Annotated in this window: 18 protein-coding genes; 9 read left to right on the top strand and 9 right to left on the bottom strand. The window is 27.6% G+C overall.

Features of this window, described 5'->3' with window-relative positions:
- Positions 1–12 precede the first annotated feature (12 nt).
- The 4 genes from ACY2RX_RS07970 to ACY2RX_RS07955 all read right to left on the bottom strand — a co-directional run bounded on the left by ACY2RX_RS07970 (position 13) and on the right by ACY2RX_RS07955 (position 3855).
- Positions 13–285, bottom strand: a complete 273-nt coding sequence (locus ACY2RX_RS07970) for an HU family DNA-binding protein (protein ID WP_490103439.1) — start codon at positions 283–285, stop codon at positions 13–15.
- Positions 286–467: 182 nt separating this feature from the next.
- Positions 468–1421 (bottom strand): methionyl-tRNA formyltransferase, encoded by a 954-nt coding sequence (fmt, locus tag ACY2RX_RS07965; protein WP_490103438.1) that lies wholly within the window; start codon positions 1419–1421, stop codon positions 468–470.
- Between the two features lie 2 nt (positions 1422–1423).
- Positions 1424–3316, bottom strand: a complete 1893-nt coding sequence (locus ACY2RX_RS07960) for a RecQ family ATP-dependent DNA helicase (protein WP_490103437.1) — start codon at positions 3314–3316, stop codon at positions 1424–1426.
- The gene (locus ACY2RX_RS07955; protein WP_490103436.1) at positions 3313–3855 is read right to left on the bottom strand and encodes an AAA family ATPase; all 543 of its coding nucleotides are present in this window, start codon (positions 3853–3855) and stop codon (positions 3313–3315) included. The genes ACY2RX_RS07960 and ACY2RX_RS07955 overlap by 4 nt, the downstream gene beginning before the upstream one ends.
- 95 nt (positions 3856–3950) lie before the next feature.
- Here ACY2RX_RS07955 and ACY2RX_RS07950 point away from each other — a divergent pair, with 95 nt between their 5' ends.
- From ACY2RX_RS07950 to ACY2RX_RS07930, 5 genes are read left to right on the top strand one after another with little or no spacing between them, the layout of a single operon-like run.
- Entirely contained in the window at positions 3951–4232 is a 282-nt protein-coding gene (locus tag ACY2RX_RS07950; RefSeq protein ID WP_490103435.1) for a DUF493 family protein, read from the top strand.
- A gap of 11 nt (positions 4233–4243) precedes the next feature.
- Positions 4244–5875: a peptidylprolyl isomerase gene (locus ACY2RX_RS07945; protein WP_490103434.1), complete on the top strand. Its 1632-nt coding sequence runs from the start codon at positions 4244–4246 to the stop codon at positions 5873–5875.
- Positions 5875–6720: a hypothetical protein gene (locus ACY2RX_RS07940; RefSeq protein ID WP_490103433.1), complete on the top strand. Its 846-nt coding sequence runs from the start codon at positions 5875–5877 to the stop codon at positions 6718–6720. The genes ACY2RX_RS07945 and ACY2RX_RS07940 overlap by 1 nt, the downstream gene beginning before the upstream one ends.
- A gap of 37 nt (positions 6721–6757) precedes the next feature.
- Positions 6758–8065, top strand: coding sequence for a peptidylprolyl isomerase (locus tag ACY2RX_RS07935; protein WP_490103432.1), 1308 nt, complete (start codon positions 6758–6760; stop codon positions 8063–8065).
- Positions 8065–9018 (top strand): AAA family ATPase, encoded by a 954-nt coding sequence (locus ACY2RX_RS07930; RefSeq protein WP_490103431.1) that lies wholly within the window; start codon positions 8065–8067, stop codon positions 9016–9018. Before ACY2RX_RS07935 ends, ACY2RX_RS07930 begins: the two co-directional genes overlap by 1 nt.
- Positions 9019–9042: 24 nt before the next feature.
- On the opposite strand, the gene ACY2RX_RS07925 is transcribed toward ACY2RX_RS07930, so the two are convergent.
- Genes ACY2RX_RS07925 through ACY2RX_RS07915 form a run of 3 tightly spaced genes read right to left on the bottom strand, consistent with a single transcriptional unit; the run spans position 9043 to position 11115 of the window.
- The gene (locus ACY2RX_RS07925; protein WP_490103430.1) at positions 9043–9579 is read right to left on the bottom strand and encodes an RsmD family RNA methyltransferase; all 537 of its coding nucleotides are present in this window, start codon (positions 9577–9579) and stop codon (positions 9043–9045) included.
- Entirely contained in the window at positions 9576–10397 is an 822-nt protein-coding gene (locus ACY2RX_RS07920; protein WP_490103429.1) for a DUF3822 family protein, read from the bottom strand. The genes ACY2RX_RS07925 and ACY2RX_RS07920 overlap by 4 nt, the downstream gene beginning before the upstream one ends.
- Positions 10381–11115, bottom strand: coding sequence for a hypothetical protein (locus tag ACY2RX_RS07915; RefSeq protein WP_490103428.1), 735 nt, complete (start codon positions 11113–11115; stop codon positions 10381–10383). Before ACY2RX_RS07915 ends, ACY2RX_RS07920 begins: the two co-directional genes overlap by 17 nt.
- Before the next feature lie 105 nt (positions 11116–11220).
- Between ACY2RX_RS07915 and ACY2RX_RS07910 the strand changes: the two genes are divergently transcribed.
- A complete protein-coding gene (locus ACY2RX_RS07910) occupies positions 11221–12645 on the top strand; it encodes an ATP-dependent DNA helicase (protein WP_490103427.1) in 1425 nt (474 codons plus the stop codon).
- On the opposite strand, the gene ACY2RX_RS07905 is transcribed toward ACY2RX_RS07910, so the two are convergent.
- Positions 12642–13592: a lipid A deacylase LpxR family protein gene (locus ACY2RX_RS07905; protein WP_490103426.1), complete on the bottom strand. Its 951-nt coding sequence runs from the start codon at positions 13590–13592 to the stop codon at positions 12642–12644. The genes ACY2RX_RS07910 and ACY2RX_RS07905 overlap by 4 nt on opposite strands.
- Before the next feature lie 91 nt (positions 13593–13683).
- On the opposite strand from ACY2RX_RS07905, the gene ppk2 (ACY2RX_RS07900) reads away from it, so the two are divergent.
- Together ppk2 (ACY2RX_RS07900) and ppk2 (ACY2RX_RS07895) are read left to right on the top strand one after the other, a co-directional pair.
- A complete protein-coding gene (ppk2, locus tag ACY2RX_RS07900; RefSeq protein ID WP_490103425.1) occupies positions 13684–14541 on the top strand; it encodes a polyphosphate kinase 2 in 858 nt (285 codons plus the stop codon).
- Between the two features lie 4 nt (positions 14542–14545).
- A complete protein-coding gene (gene ppk2 / locus ACY2RX_RS07895) occupies positions 14546–15331 on the top strand; it encodes a polyphosphate kinase 2 (RefSeq protein WP_490103424.1) in 786 nt (261 codons plus the stop codon).
- Here the strand turns inward: ppk2 (ACY2RX_RS07895) and ACY2RX_RS07890 are convergent.
- On the bottom strand, positions 15328–15960 hold the full coding sequence (locus tag ACY2RX_RS07890) for a low molecular weight phosphatase family protein (RefSeq protein WP_490103423.1): 633 nt from the start codon (positions 15958–15960) through the stop codon (positions 15328–15330). The two genes, ppk2 (ACY2RX_RS07895) and ACY2RX_RS07890, sit on opposite strands and share 4 nt — an antisense overlap.
- 64 nt (positions 15961–16024) lie before the next feature.
- Here ACY2RX_RS07890 and ACY2RX_RS07885 point away from each other — a divergent pair, with 64 nt between their 5' ends.
- Positions 16025–16570 carry a DUF8465 domain-containing protein gene (locus tag ACY2RX_RS07885; RefSeq protein WP_490103422.1) on the top strand — a complete coding sequence of 182 codons (546 nt, stop codon included), beginning with the start codon at positions 16025–16027 and terminating at the stop codon, positions 16568–16570.
- The last annotated feature ends 2 nt before the right edge of the window (positions 16571–16572 follow it).

Below are 16572 nucleotides of genomic sequence, written 5' to 3'. Positions count from 1 at the left end.
ACTAAAAAAGTCTTAGTTTACAGCGTTGCTTAATCCAGCACCAGCTTTAAATTTTGCAACATTTTTAGCAGCAATTTGGATAGTCTTACCAGTTTGAGGATTTCTACCAGTTCTTGCAGCTCTGTTAGAAACAGAGAAAGTACCAAATCCTACTAAAGCAACTTTACCACCACCTTTTAAAGCTGAAGTTACGTTACCTGTAAAAGATTCTAATGCTTTCTTAGCAGCAGCTTTAGAAATTCCTGCATCTGCAGCCATTGCATCGATTAAATCTGACTTGTTCATAATAAATAGATTTTAAAATTTAAATTGATAATTATTTTTTTTGCTTAAAAGCTTAACAAATATAGACGGAATAAGGGTTTGTGCAAATTTGAAGGCTAAAAAAGCACCTTTTTGTTAATAAATGATAGTAAATTGTTAATAAAGGTGACTGAAAAAATAAAAAACTTATAAAATCCTTGCTATTAAAGGCTTTGCAAGACTTTGGCTTTTAAAGAAAAACGATAACCATTTAATAAACTTTTGACATCCATTTTTTTCTTACCAGATAACTTAATTTCATCTATAATTATATAACCTTTTGGTACAGCAACTTTTAATTCTTTTTTGGTTGCTAGTATTTTTCCAATAGTAAAAGAATGTTTTTCTTCTTGCTTTCTTACGGCATAAATTTTTGCAGAAATTTCTTCATCATCATTTTTAATAATAGTCCAAGCTGCAGGAAAAGGATTTAATCCGCGAATTTTATTATAGATATTATTTAAAGAATCAGACCAATCTATTCTGCAATTTTCTGGATTTAATTTTGGCGCCAATTTTTCTTCTAAATCTGGTTGTTTGGTTGTGGCTACTTTTTCTAAAGAAATTAAATCTACCGTTTTTGCTACCAATTCTGCTCCAATAAACATCAATTTATCGTGTAAACTACCCACAGTTTCTGTTTTTGTAATGTTAATTTTTTCTTGTAGAATAATTTCTCCAGTATCAATTTTATCATCAATAAAAAAAGTAGTGACGCCTGTTTTTGTTTCTCCATTAATAATTGCCCAATGAATAGGAGCTGCACCTCTATATGCTGGCAGTAAAGAAGCGTGTAAATTAAAAGTACCATATTTTGGCATTTGCCAAACTGTTTTTGGTAACATTCTAAAAGCAACCACAATTTGTAAATCTGCTTTAAGTTCTTTTAATTCTTTATGAAAATCTCGATTTTTTAAATTTTTAGGCTGAAGGATTGGTAAATTTATGGATGCTGCATATTTTTTAACTGCAGATTCATTTAGTGTTCTTCCTCTGCCTGCAGGTTTGTCTGTTGCTGTAATTACACCAACAATAGTATAATTATGCGCTACTAAATGTTTTAAAATAGTAACAGCAAAGTCTGGAGTTCCCATAAAAACAATGCGTAAGTCTTTCATAATTATATGTTTATTTGATATTTGTTTTGATAATTTATTGTGATTGTATTATCTGATAATAATTGGCGCAAATGTATTAAAATGACGTTCTCATTAACAGAAATAAGATTACTAATTTCTGATGATGTTAAACTTTTCTTTTCTTTTAAAAGTTGAATTATTTCTGATGATAAATTTTTAATATCAATTTTTTTCTTAGAAATACAAACATCACAAACACCACATTTTTCTGTTTTTATTTCATCGAAATAATGTAAAATTTGAATACTTCTACAAATCTTGTTGTTATTTACAAAACCCACTAAATCTTCTGCTTTTTTCTTTTTCTGAACTATAAATGCTTTCATTGCTTTTGCAGCTCTATTAATAGTAATATCATCTTCTCTGGGTTGTAAAAAATGCAATTCTACATTACTTTTTACAGGATTAAATTTTATGATATTGTCATCTTGCAAACGATTAAAATTTGCAAAAACTTGTTGGGTGGTAATTCCTGTTTTTTTGGCAATAAAAAATTCGTTAATTTTAGTTTCTTGTTCAAATATACCTGTGTAAGATCTTAAAATTGATTGGACAAACTTTTTTAAATGCGAATTATTATCTAAATAGTTTAAAACAGTTTTACTATTTACAATAAATTGTAGAGTCGATTTTTTATTGAAATGATTGTTGATTTCTAGGATACCATTGTTAGATAAAATTTTAAGAGCTACATCTACTTTTAAAACCGAAAAATTATATTTTTTGCAAAATTCTAAAAGATTAAATTGAAAAGAATTCGTGTTTAATTCGCCTAAAGAAATTCTAAAATTTTGATATAACTTTTTATGGATTTCTTTAATTTCTTTGATACTTAATAATGTTTTTTCTAGCCTTTCTTTAAATAGTAATAAATCATTTGTATTAAATAATAAAACGGCAAAAGATTTTTTATTATTTCTGCCAGCTCTTCCTGTTTCTTGAACGTAATTTTCTATACTTGCTGGTAAATCTAAATGAATTACTAAACCAACATTTGCTTTGTCAATTCCCATACCAAAAGCATTTGTAGCAACAATTATAGGTGTTTTTTCGGTCATCCAATTATTAAAAGCTTGTTGCTTTTCATCTGAAGTTAATCCTCCGTGATAAAAAGAACTTTTAAATTCTTTATGATTTAAAAAGTTAGCAATTTCTTTGGTCTTTTTTCTTGAATTTACATAAACAATAGTTGGCGTTTTTGTTTTATTAAATATCTGAATTAAACGTTGTAATTTGTCATCAACTTTAAAAATTTGATACGCTAAATTTTTTCTAGAAAAAGAATTTTTAAAAATTTTAGGGCTTTGTAATTCTAAGTTTTTAGAAATATCTTCTAATACTTTTTTGTTTGCTGTGGCTGTTAACGCAATAAAATTAACATTAGGCTTTAGTTCTCTTAAAATTTTAATATTTCTGTAAGAAGGTCTAAAATCGTGTCCCCATTCTGAAATACAATGAGCTTCATCAATACTAATTAAATTGATGTTTAATTCTTTTATTTTTTGCTGAATAAAAGTAGCTTGTAATCTTTCTGGAGAAATATAAAGGAATTTATAGTTTCCAAATTTTATAGTATCAAAAAGGGTTATTATTTCATCTTGAGAAGAACCAGAAGGTATAGAGGTTGCTTTAATTTCTTTGTTTTTTAAATTCTCTATTTGGTCTTGCATTAAAGCAATTAGCGGAGAAATAACTAAGCAAATTCCGTCTTTTGCCAATGCCGGAATTTGAAAACAAATAGATTTTCCGCCACCAGTTGGTAATAGTGCAATAACATCATTTTGTTCTAAAACATTAGAAATTATTTCTTCTTGGCTGGGTCTAAAATTAGAAAATCCCCAATATTTTTTTAAAATTTCTTTGGGTAAAATCATAACTCACATTTAAGTGAGTTTAAAATAAAATCAGTTCTGTTTTTAATTGAACCAAAAGGAACATTAATTATTGAATATCCTAATTCTGAATAAGCTTTAATTAAAAATTTATCGATAATTACAGCATCATCAAAACTTTCATAACGTTCGTTATCTGTAATATGAATTTCTTTCCATGGAGAAAAGTGAAAGATTTTATGGTATTTATAAGTCTTACTTTTTTCTATAAATGTGACTGGATATTGAGTGTTAAAATAATCCATATAAGCGTGTACATCTGGTATTCCTCTATCAAAAAAAACAATTTCAGCATCATTTTTACTGGCAGTTATATATTGTTCTATTCTTCCTTTTAGCAGCATTTGGCTAAATAAAAGAGGTTTAGTTAAAAATAATTGGTCTATTCCTTGTTTTTTAGCTTTTAAAATAACTTCTCTAGAAACCTCTGGCATACAGAAATAGTTTCTTTTTATGAGTTCATTTAAAACAGAACTTTTACCAGTTCCGGGGCCGCCAATTATTACATTTTTTTGCTGCATTTCACAAAAATAAATCATTCCCTTTATAAAACTAATTTTTAATGTAATTTTGTGGCTTATTATTTGTAAATATTTTGTAAAAAAAGGAAGAATATATGAGCGAAAAAAGTGATTTTTACAACAAATTAAAAAATCAGTTAGAAGACACAACAAAGTTTCCTGCAGATTATATGTATAAATTTATTGTACCAACGGATGCAAATCAAGTAGTAGAAGTTGAGAATTTATTTAATAATAAAGGAGCCATTATTAATACAAAAAAATCGAAAACAGGAAAATATATTAGTGTTTCTATCGTATTAAAAGTAGCAAATTCAGAAGAGGTAATCTCTTATTATAAAAAAGCAGAAAAAATTAAAGGAATCATTTCGTTATAATTAGTTAGTTTATGAAAAAAATAGTTTTATTATTTGTTTTAAGTATTTCAGTATCAGTCTTCTCTCAAAAAAAAGATAAAGTATTAGTTACCATAGATGGACAAAAAACAAAAGTCTCTGAATTTAAAAGAATTTATGAGAAAAATTTAGATGCCATAGATAACGCAGAAGCTAAAGATGTTATAAAAAATTTAGAACTTTATATAAATTATAAATTAAAAGTAAAAGAAGCTTACAAGCTAAAATTAGATACGTTACCCTCTTATAAAAGAGAAATGGAAACCTATAAAAATCAGTTATCTGCACCTTATTTACAAGATACCACTTTTATAGAAAAGTTAGTTAAAGATGCTTATTTTAGAACCATTAACGAAGTAAAAGCGAAGCATATTTTAATACGAATGCCAAGAGATGCATCACCAAAAGATACATTGTTGGCATTTCATAAAATTTCTAAAATTAGAAATAGAATTGTTAACGGAGAAGATTTTGAAAAAGTTGCTGTAGAAACATCAGAAGACCCTTCTGCAAAAGGAAACCCAGCAAAGAAAATTCCTTCTAACAAAGGTAATTTGGGTTATTTTTCTGCTTTTAGTATGGTGTATCCTTTTGAAGTTGCTGCATATTCTACCAAAGTAGGAGAAGTATCTAAACCTTTTAAAACGCAATTTGGGTATCATATTGTAAAGGTAGATGAATTTAGACCCTCTAAAGGAGAAATTGAAGCAGCTCATATTTTAATTAGAGATACAACAAACATAGGAAAAAATAAAATAGATAGTGTTTACAATAAACTATTAAATAAAGAAAAATTTGAAGATTTAGCTAAAAAATATTCTGAAGACCCAGGTTCTAAAAACAACGGAGGTAAATTAGGTAAGTTTACTGCTGGTAGAATGGTAAAACCTTTTTCTGATGCCGCTTTTAGCTTAGAAAAAGAAGGCGATTTTTCGAAACCTTTTAAAACAAGATTTGGCTGGCATATTGTAAAGTTACTAAAAAAACATCCTCCAAAATCTTTTAATGAAATGAAAGATGAGCTTAAAAAAAGAATTAAAAGAAGCGCTAGAATGCAGTTAAGTGATAAAGCTGTTATCAATAGATTAAAAAGCGAATATTCGATTTCTGAAAACGAAGAAGCAAAAAAGATTTTAAACAGAAAAAATTTAAGAGCAATTCCTGTAGATTCATTGCAATCTGCAATTTTTACCATTAATGATAAACCAATTACACAAGAAAAATTTATAAAGTTTATAAGAAATAGAAGACATAAACCAGTTTTTGTTTTGTATGATGAATTTCTAGACGATGAAATTTTAACGTATTATAAAGAAAATCTTATTCACACAGAACCAGAATACGCGTATACTTTAAAAGAATACGAAGATGGTTTATTGTTGTTTGAATTGATGCAACAAAAAATTTGGAACAAATCTTCTAAAGATACTTTAGGATTAAAAACTTTTTATCAAAAAAACATCAAAAAATATAATTTTAAAGAATTAAAATTGATAAAAGGTGAAGTAATGAACGATTATCAAAACTTTTTAGAAAAAAACTGGATTGCAGATTTAAGAAAGAAAAGCAAGATAAAAATTAGTAAAAGACAATTAAGAAAGTTAATTAAGTTTTATAAAAAATAATGAAATATTGTTCTCTTTTTCTTTGTGTAGCTCTTTTTATTTCTTGCGATTATTTTAATCTAAGAAATAAAGAAAAAAACACCTCAGAAATTGTAGCCATTGTTAATACAGAAAAGCTTTTTAGAGAAGATTTAAAAAATGTACTTCCTAAAGAAATAAACAAACAAGATAGTTTGGTTTTAATAAGAAGCTATATTCAAGATTGGGCAGTAAAACAGTTGTTACTTAAACAAGCAACTAACAATAGTTCTTTAGAAGATATAAATGAAATTAACAAATTAGTTAAAGATTATAAAGAAAGCTTGTTAATAAACAAGTATAAAGAACAGCTTGTAAAAGAACGATTAGACACAACAATTTCAGAAGAAAAAATAGAAGAGTATTACACATTAAATAAAGAGAATTTTAAATTAAATGAAGAGTTGGTAAAAATTAAATATCTTCATTTTGATAATACTATAAACAGTAAAGAAGAATTTAAAAAACTATTTAAATCTGATGCTATAGAAGATACAGAAGAACTAGAAAAACAACAATTAAGTTTTAAATTCCATCACTTTAACGATTCTATTTGGGTTCCTTTAGATAACATTTTGTTAAAACTTCCATTTTCTAGAGAAAAACTGTTAAAAAAAACTAAATTCATTCAAAAACAAGATTCTTTAGGTTTATATTTGGTGGCCGTAAAAGATGTTTTACAACGTAATTCAATAGCACCTTTAAGTTATATAAATTCAACCATAAAACAAATGATTTTACACAAACGTAAAATTCAATTAATTAGAGATATAGAAAAAACAATCGTAAAAGATGCCACACAAAATAACAATCTTAAAATTTATTAAAGTACAGTTTTTTATTGCTTTTTTAAGCTTAATAAGTATGACTACAAACGCACAACAAAAAATAGATGGTGTAGCTGTAGTTATCGGAAAAAATATTGTTTTAGATTCTGATATAGCTAAATTTAAGCAAGAAGTAGAATTAAGAAGCGAAGGAAAAGTAACAATATCTAACTGCGAAATGTTAGAAGAATTAATGCAACAGAAATTAATGGCTCATCACGCAGTAATAGACAGTGTTACTGTTTCTGATACAGAAATTAATGGTAGAGTAGACAGAAGTATTCAGTTTTTTACACAACAATATGGTACTATAAAAAAAGTTGTAAAAGCTTACGGTTTTAACGATTTAGATGATTTAAAAAAAGAACTTTACGCTGTTCAAAAAGAAAATCTTTTAATAGAAAAAGAGCAACAAAAAATTACCGAAAAGATTGATGTTACTCCAGAAGAAGTTCGTTTATATTTTAACGGATTAAAAGAAAAAGGAGAATTACCACAATTTCCTGCCGAAATAGAGCTTGCACAAATTGTTGTAAAAGTAAACCCTACTAAAGAAGAAAACGAGAGAGTAATTGCTAAGCTAAATGAAATAAAAAAGCAAATAGAAGAAGGAGCTAGTTTTAAAATGAAAGCAATTATTAATTCTAACGATCCTGGAGTTACCCAAAATGGAGGTAAATATACAGTAACCAAACAATCTAATTTTATAAAAGAGTTTAAAGAAATGGCTTTTACTTTAGATGTTGGGCAAGTTTCTAAACCTTTTAAATCAGATTTTGGATATCACATTATGCAATTACATAAAGTAAAAGGAAATACAAGAATTGCTTCTCATATTTTAATGCAACCAGAAATTCCTGAAGATAAATTAAACGAAGCTAAAGAAAAAGTAGAGCAGATAGTAAAAGATATAAAAGAAGGTAAAATTACATTTGCAGATGCTGTAAAAAAGTATTCTAATGATGATGATACAAAAAATAGTGGAGGCTTAATTACAAACCCATCTACGGGTGAGTCTAAATTCGATTTAACAAGAATGGATCCTGCATTTTATGCAAGAGTTAATGAGTTAAAAAAAGGAGAATTATCTAATGTTTTTTATGATGAAGATAGAGGTGGTAAAAAGATGTATAAAGTAATCTTAATGAAAGATAGAACAGATACACACACCGCAGACATTATTAAAGATTACGTTAAAATACAAGATTTAGCTTTAAGAAAAAAGAAAGAAGAAACTATAGAAAAATGGTCTAAAGAAAAAATAAAAGATACTTACATTAAATTAGGAAATGATTATGGTAAGTGTGTTTTTAAAAGAAATTGGAAAAAAGAAATAAATAAATAATGTCAGACGTTAAAGCTGTTAATGACTTAGTTCATAAATACAATGCGCTTAAAACTGAAATTGGTAAAATAATTATTGGGCAAAAAGAAGCCGTAAATTTTACTTTATTATCTGTTTTTTGCGGTGGTCATTCGCTTTTAATCGGTGTTCCAGGTTTAGCAAAAACATTATTAGTACATACCATTTCGGATGCTTTAGGATTAAATTTTAAAAGAATTCAGTTTACGCCAGATTTAATGCCTTCAGATATTTTAGGAAGCGAAATTTTAGATGAAACCCGTCATTTTAAATTTATAAAAGGCCCTATTTTTTCTAACATTATCCTTGCTGATGAAATTAATAGAACACCACCAAAAACACAAGCAGCTTTATTAGAAGCTATGCAAGAACGTTCTGTAACAGTTTCTGGAAATCATTATAAATTAGAGTTGCCATTTTTTGTGTTAGCAACCCAAAATCCTATTGAGCAAGAAGGAACGTATCCTTTGCCAGAAGCGCAATTAGATAGATTTATGTTTTCTATTTCTTTAGAATATCCTTCTTTTAAAGAAGAAGTAGAGGTAGTAAAAAATACAACCAGTAATATAACTCAGCAAGTTAAATCGTTATTTTCTGCCGATGAAATTATAGAAATTCAACAACTAATTCGTAAGATTCCTGTGGCAGATAATGTTATTGAATATGCAGTTGGTTTGGTGGGTAAAACAAGACCAAAGTCTAATGAAGCTTCAGCGTTAGTAAAAAAATATTTAGATTGGGGTGCAGGTCCAAGAGCATCCCAAAATTTAATTTTAGCAGCCAAAGCGTATGCTGCTGTTTCTGGAAAATATTCTCCAGACATAGAAGATGTAAAAGCAGTTGCTATACCAATTTTATCACATAGAATAGTAAAAAATTATAAGGCAGAAGCAGAAGGAATTACAATTTCAGACATTATTAAATCGTTACTTTAAATAATATTTAATCTATAACGTTATTTAGGCTTCAAAAAAACTAAACACATTACCTCCATAACGTTTGTCGTAACTATGTTTAGATCTGCTTGTTAAATCTGTGTGTTTAGAATGTTCTATAATTAAAACTCCTTCTTCTGTAAGGAGTTTTTTTTCGAATACTAAATCTACAATTTTTAAAAATTGCTCTTTCTCAAAATTATAAGGAGGATCTGCAAAAATTACATCTGCTTTTAGAGATGTTTTTTCTAAGAACTTGTAAACATCACTTTTGTAAGTATTAATATCTAAATCAAAATTTTTTGCAGTGTTGTTTATATGTTTTATGCAACCAAAATGAGCATCTATAGTGTAAATATTTTTTGTGCCTCTAGAAGCAAATTCTAAACTTATATTTCCTGTACCAGCAAATAAGTCTATAACAGTAATGTTGTCAAAAAAATATGAGTTATTTAAGATATTAAATAACGATTCTTTTGCCATATCTGTTGTTGGTCTTACAGGTAGATTTTTAGGTGCTGTAAAACGTCTTCCTTTTAATTTTCCAGAAATTATTCTCATAAACCTAAAAGTATAAAATTTGAATGTTTAGAACTGTTTAATTGATTAAAAATAGGATTATTATTTTCTAAAAAAGATATATTTCTAATATATTGATACGCAATTTTGTAGATTTCATCACCTTTTTCTATGGCTCCCATAAATTTAATTGGAAACTTTTCTGTGTCTAATTTTAACTGCTCTGCTGTAAATAAAATATAATAGATAAAATCTTCTTTTGTAAAATAGGAAAAGGAATTATAAAAAAGGAGTTTGTTATTTTGTAAAACTAAAATATCTAAAGTGCTTTTAGAAACATTAACATACATTACTTTTTTATTATCACTATTTTTAGAAATAAGTTTTTCTATAAGAATAGAACTATGATGTTTATACTCAAATTCGCCAAAATTTTGGAATAGATAATTGTTAATGTTTACATAAGGGATATAGACATTTTTACAGTTTAATTTCTCTAAACTATCAAAAGTAATAAAGTCTGTAGCAAGTGTTTTTATGTTATAAGGTAAATAAGAGGCTAATTTATTTTTAACGAAATATTTATCTGGTACCAAACAAGATAAAGAATTTTGATGAATGACTAAAACATTAGAAAAATCGTGTTGTAAATTTTTATCAGTTTTAAAAATTTCTTCAATTTTAGAAAGTAAATGTTTTGGTGTAGCTTGTGTTTCTAAAAAATTGTATTCAGAAAAATAAAGGTCTTTTTTATTGATATTGTCTGAAATACAAAAAGAAAATCCATCCAAATTAAATTGGATGGATAAATTTTTATTGGTGTTTTCTTTTAAAGATGTATTGCTAGTCTTTCTTTTCACTACTTTTTTTGTCATAAGAAGGAGGCCAATTACCACCAGTTGTTACTTCATCTAAAGAGCCAACAGAAACAAATTCTCCTTTAATTTGGTCTGTAGCAACGGCTTCTAATTCTTGTTTTACTAAAGATTCATCCATTCCTTTTAAAATATCTTTTTTAGAAGTTTTTGCCATAAAAGTAGGTACAATTAAACCTTGTACTTTTTCTACAGTACCAATTTCTAAATCGAACTCTTTTCCTTTAACACCAGGAACTTTAAACATATCTTTATAGTTTCTGTTTTTAAAGTATTTAAGAACAGGTTCATAACCAATAGTATCTTTTCTCTTTTTTGTTATTTCATCTATAATACCACCACCTTTGTTTACTTTAATAATGGTATCTCTAGTTTCTGTTAAAGCTAATTGAGCGGTATCTATAAATTTTATCAGGGCAGCTTTGTCTTTGGTGTATTTACCATTTACTTCGTAATATTTTACTTCTGCGTCTCTAATGATTTTTAGACTTTTAACAACTTTGGCATATTTTTTAACTTTATTTTTATTAAAGTTAATCGGTTGCATTATTCCGTTATATATTTTATACCCTAAGAATATTGTTAAAGCTAACAATAGTAAAGAAGCTACCCATCTTAATTTTAAAGGTAGATATTTTACTACAACAATAGCTAAAAGTATTGCAACTAACACAGCTGCCAAAATCATTCCTAATAATCCCATTTTAATTTAAATTTTTTAATAGTCTTATCGCAAATCTACAATTTTTTTTTTATGATAAAAACTTTTATTTGCAAATCAATGTATCTTTGATGTTTTAATTTATTTATGATAAAATTACCAGCCGATTTTTATGCAGAATTGTGTAATAAATTTCTATTTACTCCAACCCTAAAACAAAATCAATTATTTAAGCTTTTAAGCGATTTTGTTTTTAATGACCATAAAGATGTACTCTTTTTATTAAAAGGGTATGCAGGTACAGGAAAAACAACTACAATAAGCACTTTTGTAAATAGTCTTTGGGCAGCCAATAAAAAAACGGTTTTATTAGCACCAACAGGTAGAGCAGCAAAAGTAATTGCGGTGTATTCTAAAAGACCAGCTTTTACAATTCATAAAAAAATTTATTTTCCTAAAAAACAAAGCAATGGCTCTGTAGATTTTGTTTTGCAAAAGAATAAGCACAGAAATACCATTTTTATTGTAGATGAAGCTTCTATGATACCAGACAGTAGGCAAAATCAAAAATTATTTGATTCGGGTTCTTTGTTACAAGATTTAATTTCTTACGTGTATTCTGGGCACAATTGTAAGTTGATTTTTATTGGTGATACTGCACAATTACCACCCGTAAAGTTAACTATGAGTCCGGCTTTAGAAGCATCAACTTTACAATACGATTTTCATAAAAATGTTATCGAGATTGAGTTAGATGAAGTAATGCGTCAGCACAAAAACTCAGGGATTCTTGCAAATGCAACATCTTTAAGGTTATTATTACAAAATGAAGGAAATAGTTTTCAGTTTCAAATAGATTTTCCTGATATAAAAAGATTGGTAGATGGTTATGATATTGAAGATGCCATTGTTACTGCCTATGAAAATGATGGAGTAGAAGATACCGCTTTTATTGTAAGATCTAACAAAAGAGCCAATCAATACAACCAGCAAATACGATTTAATATTCGTGGACAAGAAAACGAAATTTCTGCCGGAGATTATATTATGGTGGTTAAGAATAATTATTTTTGGTTAAAAGAATCATCAACCGCAGGTTTTATTGCTAACGGAGATATTTGTGAAATTCTTAGAATTTATGCTATTAAAGAATTGTATGGTTTTAAATTTGCAGAAGTAGAGGTAAGAATGATAGATTATCCAGAAATGCAATCTTTTGAAACAGTTGTACTTTTAGACACTTTGGTTAGCGAAAGTCCGTCTTTAACGTATGAAGAATTTAACAAACTTTACCAAGCTGTTAAAGAAGATTATGCAGACGAAAAATCGAAATACAAACAATTTTTAGCCATAAAAAAGAACAAGTACTTTAATGCATTGCAAATAAAATTCTCTTATGCAATGACTTGCCATAAAGCGCAAGGAGGTCAGTGGAAAACCATTTTTATAGAACAACCTTATTTGCCAGAAGGAGTTTCTAAAGAGTATTACAGGTGGTTATATACTGCAATTACCAGAGCTCAAAAAAAATTATATTTAATAGGTTTTAAAGATGATTTTTTTGTTGATTAGCGCAGCAAATAATTAATTAAAATTACGCCATATTTATTTCCGTAAGTATATCTCAAGTTTTTAGATTTACTGGTGTTGTAATGAAAAGCGTAGCCAAAATTAAATCTATTTGCAGTAAAACGTAACCCAATTTCTACATCAAAAACAAAAGGAATTAATTCTTTAGTAACATCACTTTTGGTATTTAAAAAACTTCCTTGTAAAGTAGCATCATAAAGTGCATATCTTAAAGTTGGTTTAAAATAAATAAAAGATTCAGCTTCTCTAAAATAACGATTGCTATTGTTGTTTAAACTTGTGTTAAACCCAATAGAATTTACAATACTTTGTAAAGATTTAAAACCAACTCTACCATACAAACCTGAGCTTAAATTTGTATAAACTGTACCCACTTTTACAGCGTTTATCCAAGTTAAATCTAAATGATTGGTGTTGTTTTTTAATAAAAATTGATGATAATCAACATTAAAATTTAAGGCAAAAGCATTTTTAATTTGATGTTTCCAACCTTCTGCCTTTTTAAAACTATATATATTATGAATAAATTCTTGTAACTCTTCTCCGTAAGCATTAGAGCCAACAATTCCAGCCCTTAAAGTGGTGTTAAATATTCTTTGAGATTTAAAAATTCTTTTAATACTAAAACCTCCATATAAATAAGCTGCAAAAGGTCTGTCATGCAAATTTATATTTGAAACAATAGCTTTGTACGGAGTGTACATTTCATGACCAATTTCTAACTCAAAGATTTTTTTTTCTAACTTTTCTTTTTTCTTTTTTGATAAGAATCTATAGTTTAAAAATATGCCACTTGTATAATATCGATCTCTAACTGTAGATATATATAAATCGTTATCGGTTTTTAAACTAAATTCTTTTGAAAACTTTTTTTGACCAAAAGCAAAAAATGTAGAAAAAGAGAGTATAAAAATAAAATTTTGTTTCATAGCCAACAAATATAAAACAACTCAATTAAAATGACTTTTTTTATTCTTTTTATTAGAAATATTCGTTATTTTTAACAATCAAAAAGCATATATGGAAACAAAGAAAGGATTAACCGTCGAAGATTTTGAAAACCTAGAAAATAAAGAGGGTTTATTATCTGTAATAGAACAAAAAAGTGACTTGTTTAATAAGTTAAAAAGCACATTGTTATACGATGATGAGTTACGTTTGTTACAAATAGAATTGGTAAAATTACAGCGTTGGATTTCTAAAGAAAACAAACGTGTAGCCATTATTTTCGAAGGAAGAGATGCAGCAGGAAAAGGTGGTAATATTAGAAGGTTTATGGAGCATCTAAACCCAAGGTCTAGTAGACTTGTAGCTTTAAATAAACCAACAGAAATAGAAAAAGGACAATGGTATTTTCAGAGGTATATTAAAGAGTTACCAAACCCAGGAGAAATTGTGTTTTTTGATAGAAGCTGGTACAACAGAGCTGTTGTAGAACCTGTAATGGGTTTTTGTTCTGAACAACAATATAAAGAATTCTTGGTACAAGTGCCTGAATTTGAACATATGATGTATGAAGATGGAGTAATTATCATAAAATTTTGGTTATCAATAACTAAAGACGAGCAGTTAAGGCGTTTTGATGCAAGGATGGAAAATCCTCTTAAAAGATGGAAATTTAGCCCTGTAGATAAAAAAGGTCAAACTCTTTGGGATAGGTACACACACTACAAAGCCGAAATGTTTTCTAAAACCCATACTTCTTACAGCCCATGGATGCTTATAAAAACCAATGAGAAAAAAGAAGCAAGATTAGAAGCAATGAGGTATGTTTTATCTCAGTTCGATTACGAAGGGAAAGAAGAAGCAAAAACTATTTTAAATCCAGATCCTAACGTTGTTATGCGTTATTATCGTTCTAATATACAAGCAGATTAAGATTATGAAAAGGATATTATCAGACAGAGAAATTAGAAAATTAAATTCAAAAAAAGGCTTGTTAGCCTTGCTTTCTAAAGAGCCTTTAAATGTAGAAAAAGCGCTTAGATATATAGATTATCAAAGAAAACTAGAAAAATTACAAGTAGAACTTATTAGAATGCAAACTTGGGCAATAGATAATAATGAAAGAATTATTGTTGTTTTTCAAGGAAGAGATGCAGCTGGTAAAGGAGGTGCCATAAGAAGAGTTACAGAACGTATTAATCCACGTCATATGCGTATTGTAGCGCTACCAAAACCAACCAAAGACGAACAATCTCAATGGTATTTTCAAAGATATGTAGAGCAGTTCCCAAAAGCAGGAGAAATTGTGTTTTTTGATAGAAGTTGGTACAATAGAGCCGTTATAGAACCTGTAAATAATTTTTGTACTGAAGAAGAGTATACTATTTTTATGAATCAAGTAAACGATTTTGAAAGAATGATTTTAGAATCGGGCATTAGATTGGTAAAGATTTATATGTCTATTTCTAAAAAAGAACAAGCCAATCGTTTTTTAGAAATTAAGAACGATCCATTAAAACAATGGAAAATGACAAAGTTAGATGAAAAGGCTCAAGATTTATGGGATCAATATACAGAGTATAAAAAAGCAATGTTTGCAAAAACAAATACAAAAATTTCTCCTTGGAAAATTATTAGAGCCAACAGAAAAACCGAAGCTAGGGTTAATGTGATAAATCACATTTTAAAAAGTATTCCTTACGATAGAGAATTAGAAATTTAAGAAACTAACTTTTTTACATCAGAAAAAATATAATAAATTTCTGCAGCAATTTGGGCATTGGTTTTTAAGTAAGTTTCATCTTGCGTTTCTGTACCATCAGAAAATTTTGGATCTACAAAAGGCAAATGAAACCTACTAGAAGCTTCTGGTATAAATGGGCAATTTGTATCTGCGTTGTTACAAGTTGTTATGGCTATAAATGGCAACTTGTTTTCTGGATTGTCATATCTTTTAGAAAAACCTAAAATAAATTTCTGAGAACCATTAAAAGTGATGATATATTTAGGATTTTGATGCGAAAAATCGGATAACTGAAAACTAAAACCTACTTTTTGTAACGTTTTTACAGTGTTTCTAAAAAAAGCTGTTACTTCTGTTCCGCCAGAAAAAGACCGAATGTTTAAATCGAAATAATTGGCAGCAAAAAAGCCCCAAACTTGCCCTAACTGACTTCTTCTAGAATTATGAGTACAAATAAAATTAAGGTTTACAATTCCGTTTTTTTGATAATCTTTAGCTATTTCATTTGCAATTGTAGATAACAATTCTGCTCTTTTTGTATCTATTTTTATAGATTTAAAAGCATTTTTAAAGAAGTTTTTAGTAGAAACTGCAGAAGTTTTAATCATCTTGTTATTTTTGTGGTAAATATACTGCCTTTAGAATTAAAATTAAATTAAGACAAAGTTAAGAATGTGTTTAGAAATTGGTAATAAAGTAGCTGTTTTAGATGATGTTTTAAAAGGCAAAATCATCCATATTTTTGGTGATGAAATTTCTGTACAAACTACAGACGGAATGGTTTTTAAATTTGCAGCATCAGAATTAGTGAAAATTGATGTAGCGCAACATACATTAAGTAAATTTTCTGATATTAATAACAAAATGTTAAAAGAGAAAATTGAGCAAAAAAACTCAAAAAAAAGCCTGTTTAAAAAAGAAAAAAACGAAGTTATTTTAGAGGTTGATTTACATATAAATCAATTAACAAACTCTACTAGAAATATGGATAATTACGATATTTTAAATTTGCAAATAGATACTGCAAAAAGAAAAATTGAATTTGCAATTGCTAAAAGAATTTCTAAAATTGTGTTTATTCACGGAGTAGGAGAAGGCGTTTTAAAGGCTGAATTACAAAGACTTCTAAATAAATATTCTGTTAAATATTACGATGCTTCTTACAAAAAATATGGTTTGGGTGCCACAGAAGTTTATATTTTTCAGAACTCTAATTAATC

This window comes from Polaribacter sp. 2405UD43-2 (assembly GCF_058147125.1).
The sequence above is the reverse complement of the archived record's forward strand: the minus strand, read 5'-3'. Positions and strand labels throughout refer to the sequence as shown.

Bases quoted from the DNA above. Each gene is read 5' to 3' on its own strand.
- ACY2RX_RS07970 (WP_490103439.1), bottom strand. From the start codon at position 285: ATGAACAAGTCAGATTTAATCGATGCAATGGCTGCAGATGCAGGAATT.
- ACY2RX_RS07915 (WP_490103428.1), bottom strand. From the start codon at position 11,115: ATGGGATTATTAGGAATGATTTTGGCAGCTGTGTTAGTTGCAATACTT.
- ACY2RX_RS07910 (WP_490103427.1), top strand. From the start codon at position 11,221: ATGATAAAATTACCAGCCGATTTTTATGCAGAATTGTGTAATAAATTT.
- ACY2RX_RS07890 (WP_490103423.1), bottom strand. From the start codon at position 15,960: ATGATTAAAACTTCTGCAGTTTCTACTAAAAACTTCTTTAAAAATGCT.
- fmt (WP_490103438.1), bottom strand. From the start codon at position 1,421: ATGAAAGACTTACGCATTGTTTTTATGGGAACTCCAGACTTTGCTGTT.
- ACY2RX_RS07945 (WP_490103434.1), top strand. From the start codon at position 4,244: ATGAAAAAAATAGTTTTATTATTTGTTTTAAGTATTTCAGTATCAGTC.
- ACY2RX_RS07905 (WP_490103426.1), bottom strand. From the start codon at position 13,592: ATGAAACAAAATTTTATTTTTATACTCTCTTTTTCTACATTTTTTGCT.
- ppk2 (WP_490103425.1), top strand. From the start codon at position 13,684: ATGGAAACAAAGAAAGGATTAACCGTCGAAGATTTTGAAAACCTAGAA.
- ACY2RX_RS07935 (WP_490103432.1), top strand. From the start codon at position 6,758: ATGACTACAAACGCACAACAAAAAATAGATGGTGTAGCTGTAGTTATC.
- ACY2RX_RS07940 (WP_490103433.1), top strand. From the start codon at position 5,875: ATGAAATATTGTTCTCTTTTTCTTTGTGTAGCTCTTTTTATTTCTTGC.
- ACY2RX_RS07955 (WP_490103436.1), bottom strand. From the start codon at position 3,855: ATGCAGCAAAAAAATGTAATAATTGGCGGCCCCGGAACTGGTAAAAGT.
- ACY2RX_RS07930 (WP_490103431.1), top strand. From the start codon at position 8,065: ATGTCAGACGTTAAAGCTGTTAATGACTTAGTTCATAAATACAATGCG.
- ppk2 (WP_490103424.1), top strand. From the start codon at position 14,546: ATGAAAAGGATATTATCAGACAGAGAAATTAGAAAATTAAATTCAAAA.
- ACY2RX_RS07925 (WP_490103430.1), bottom strand. From the start codon at position 9,579: ATGAGAATAATTTCTGGAAAATTAAAAGGAAGACGTTTTACAGCACCT.
- ACY2RX_RS07960 (WP_490103437.1), bottom strand. From the start codon at position 3,316: ATGATTTTACCCAAAGAAATTTTAAAAAAATATTGGGGATTTTCTAAT.
- ACY2RX_RS07885 (WP_490103422.1), top strand. From the start codon at position 16,025: ATGTGTTTAGAAATTGGTAATAAAGTAGCTGTTTTAGATGATGTTTTA.
- ACY2RX_RS07950 (WP_490103435.1), top strand. From the start codon at position 3,951: ATGAGCGAAAAAAGTGATTTTTACAACAAATTAAAAAATCAGTTAGAA.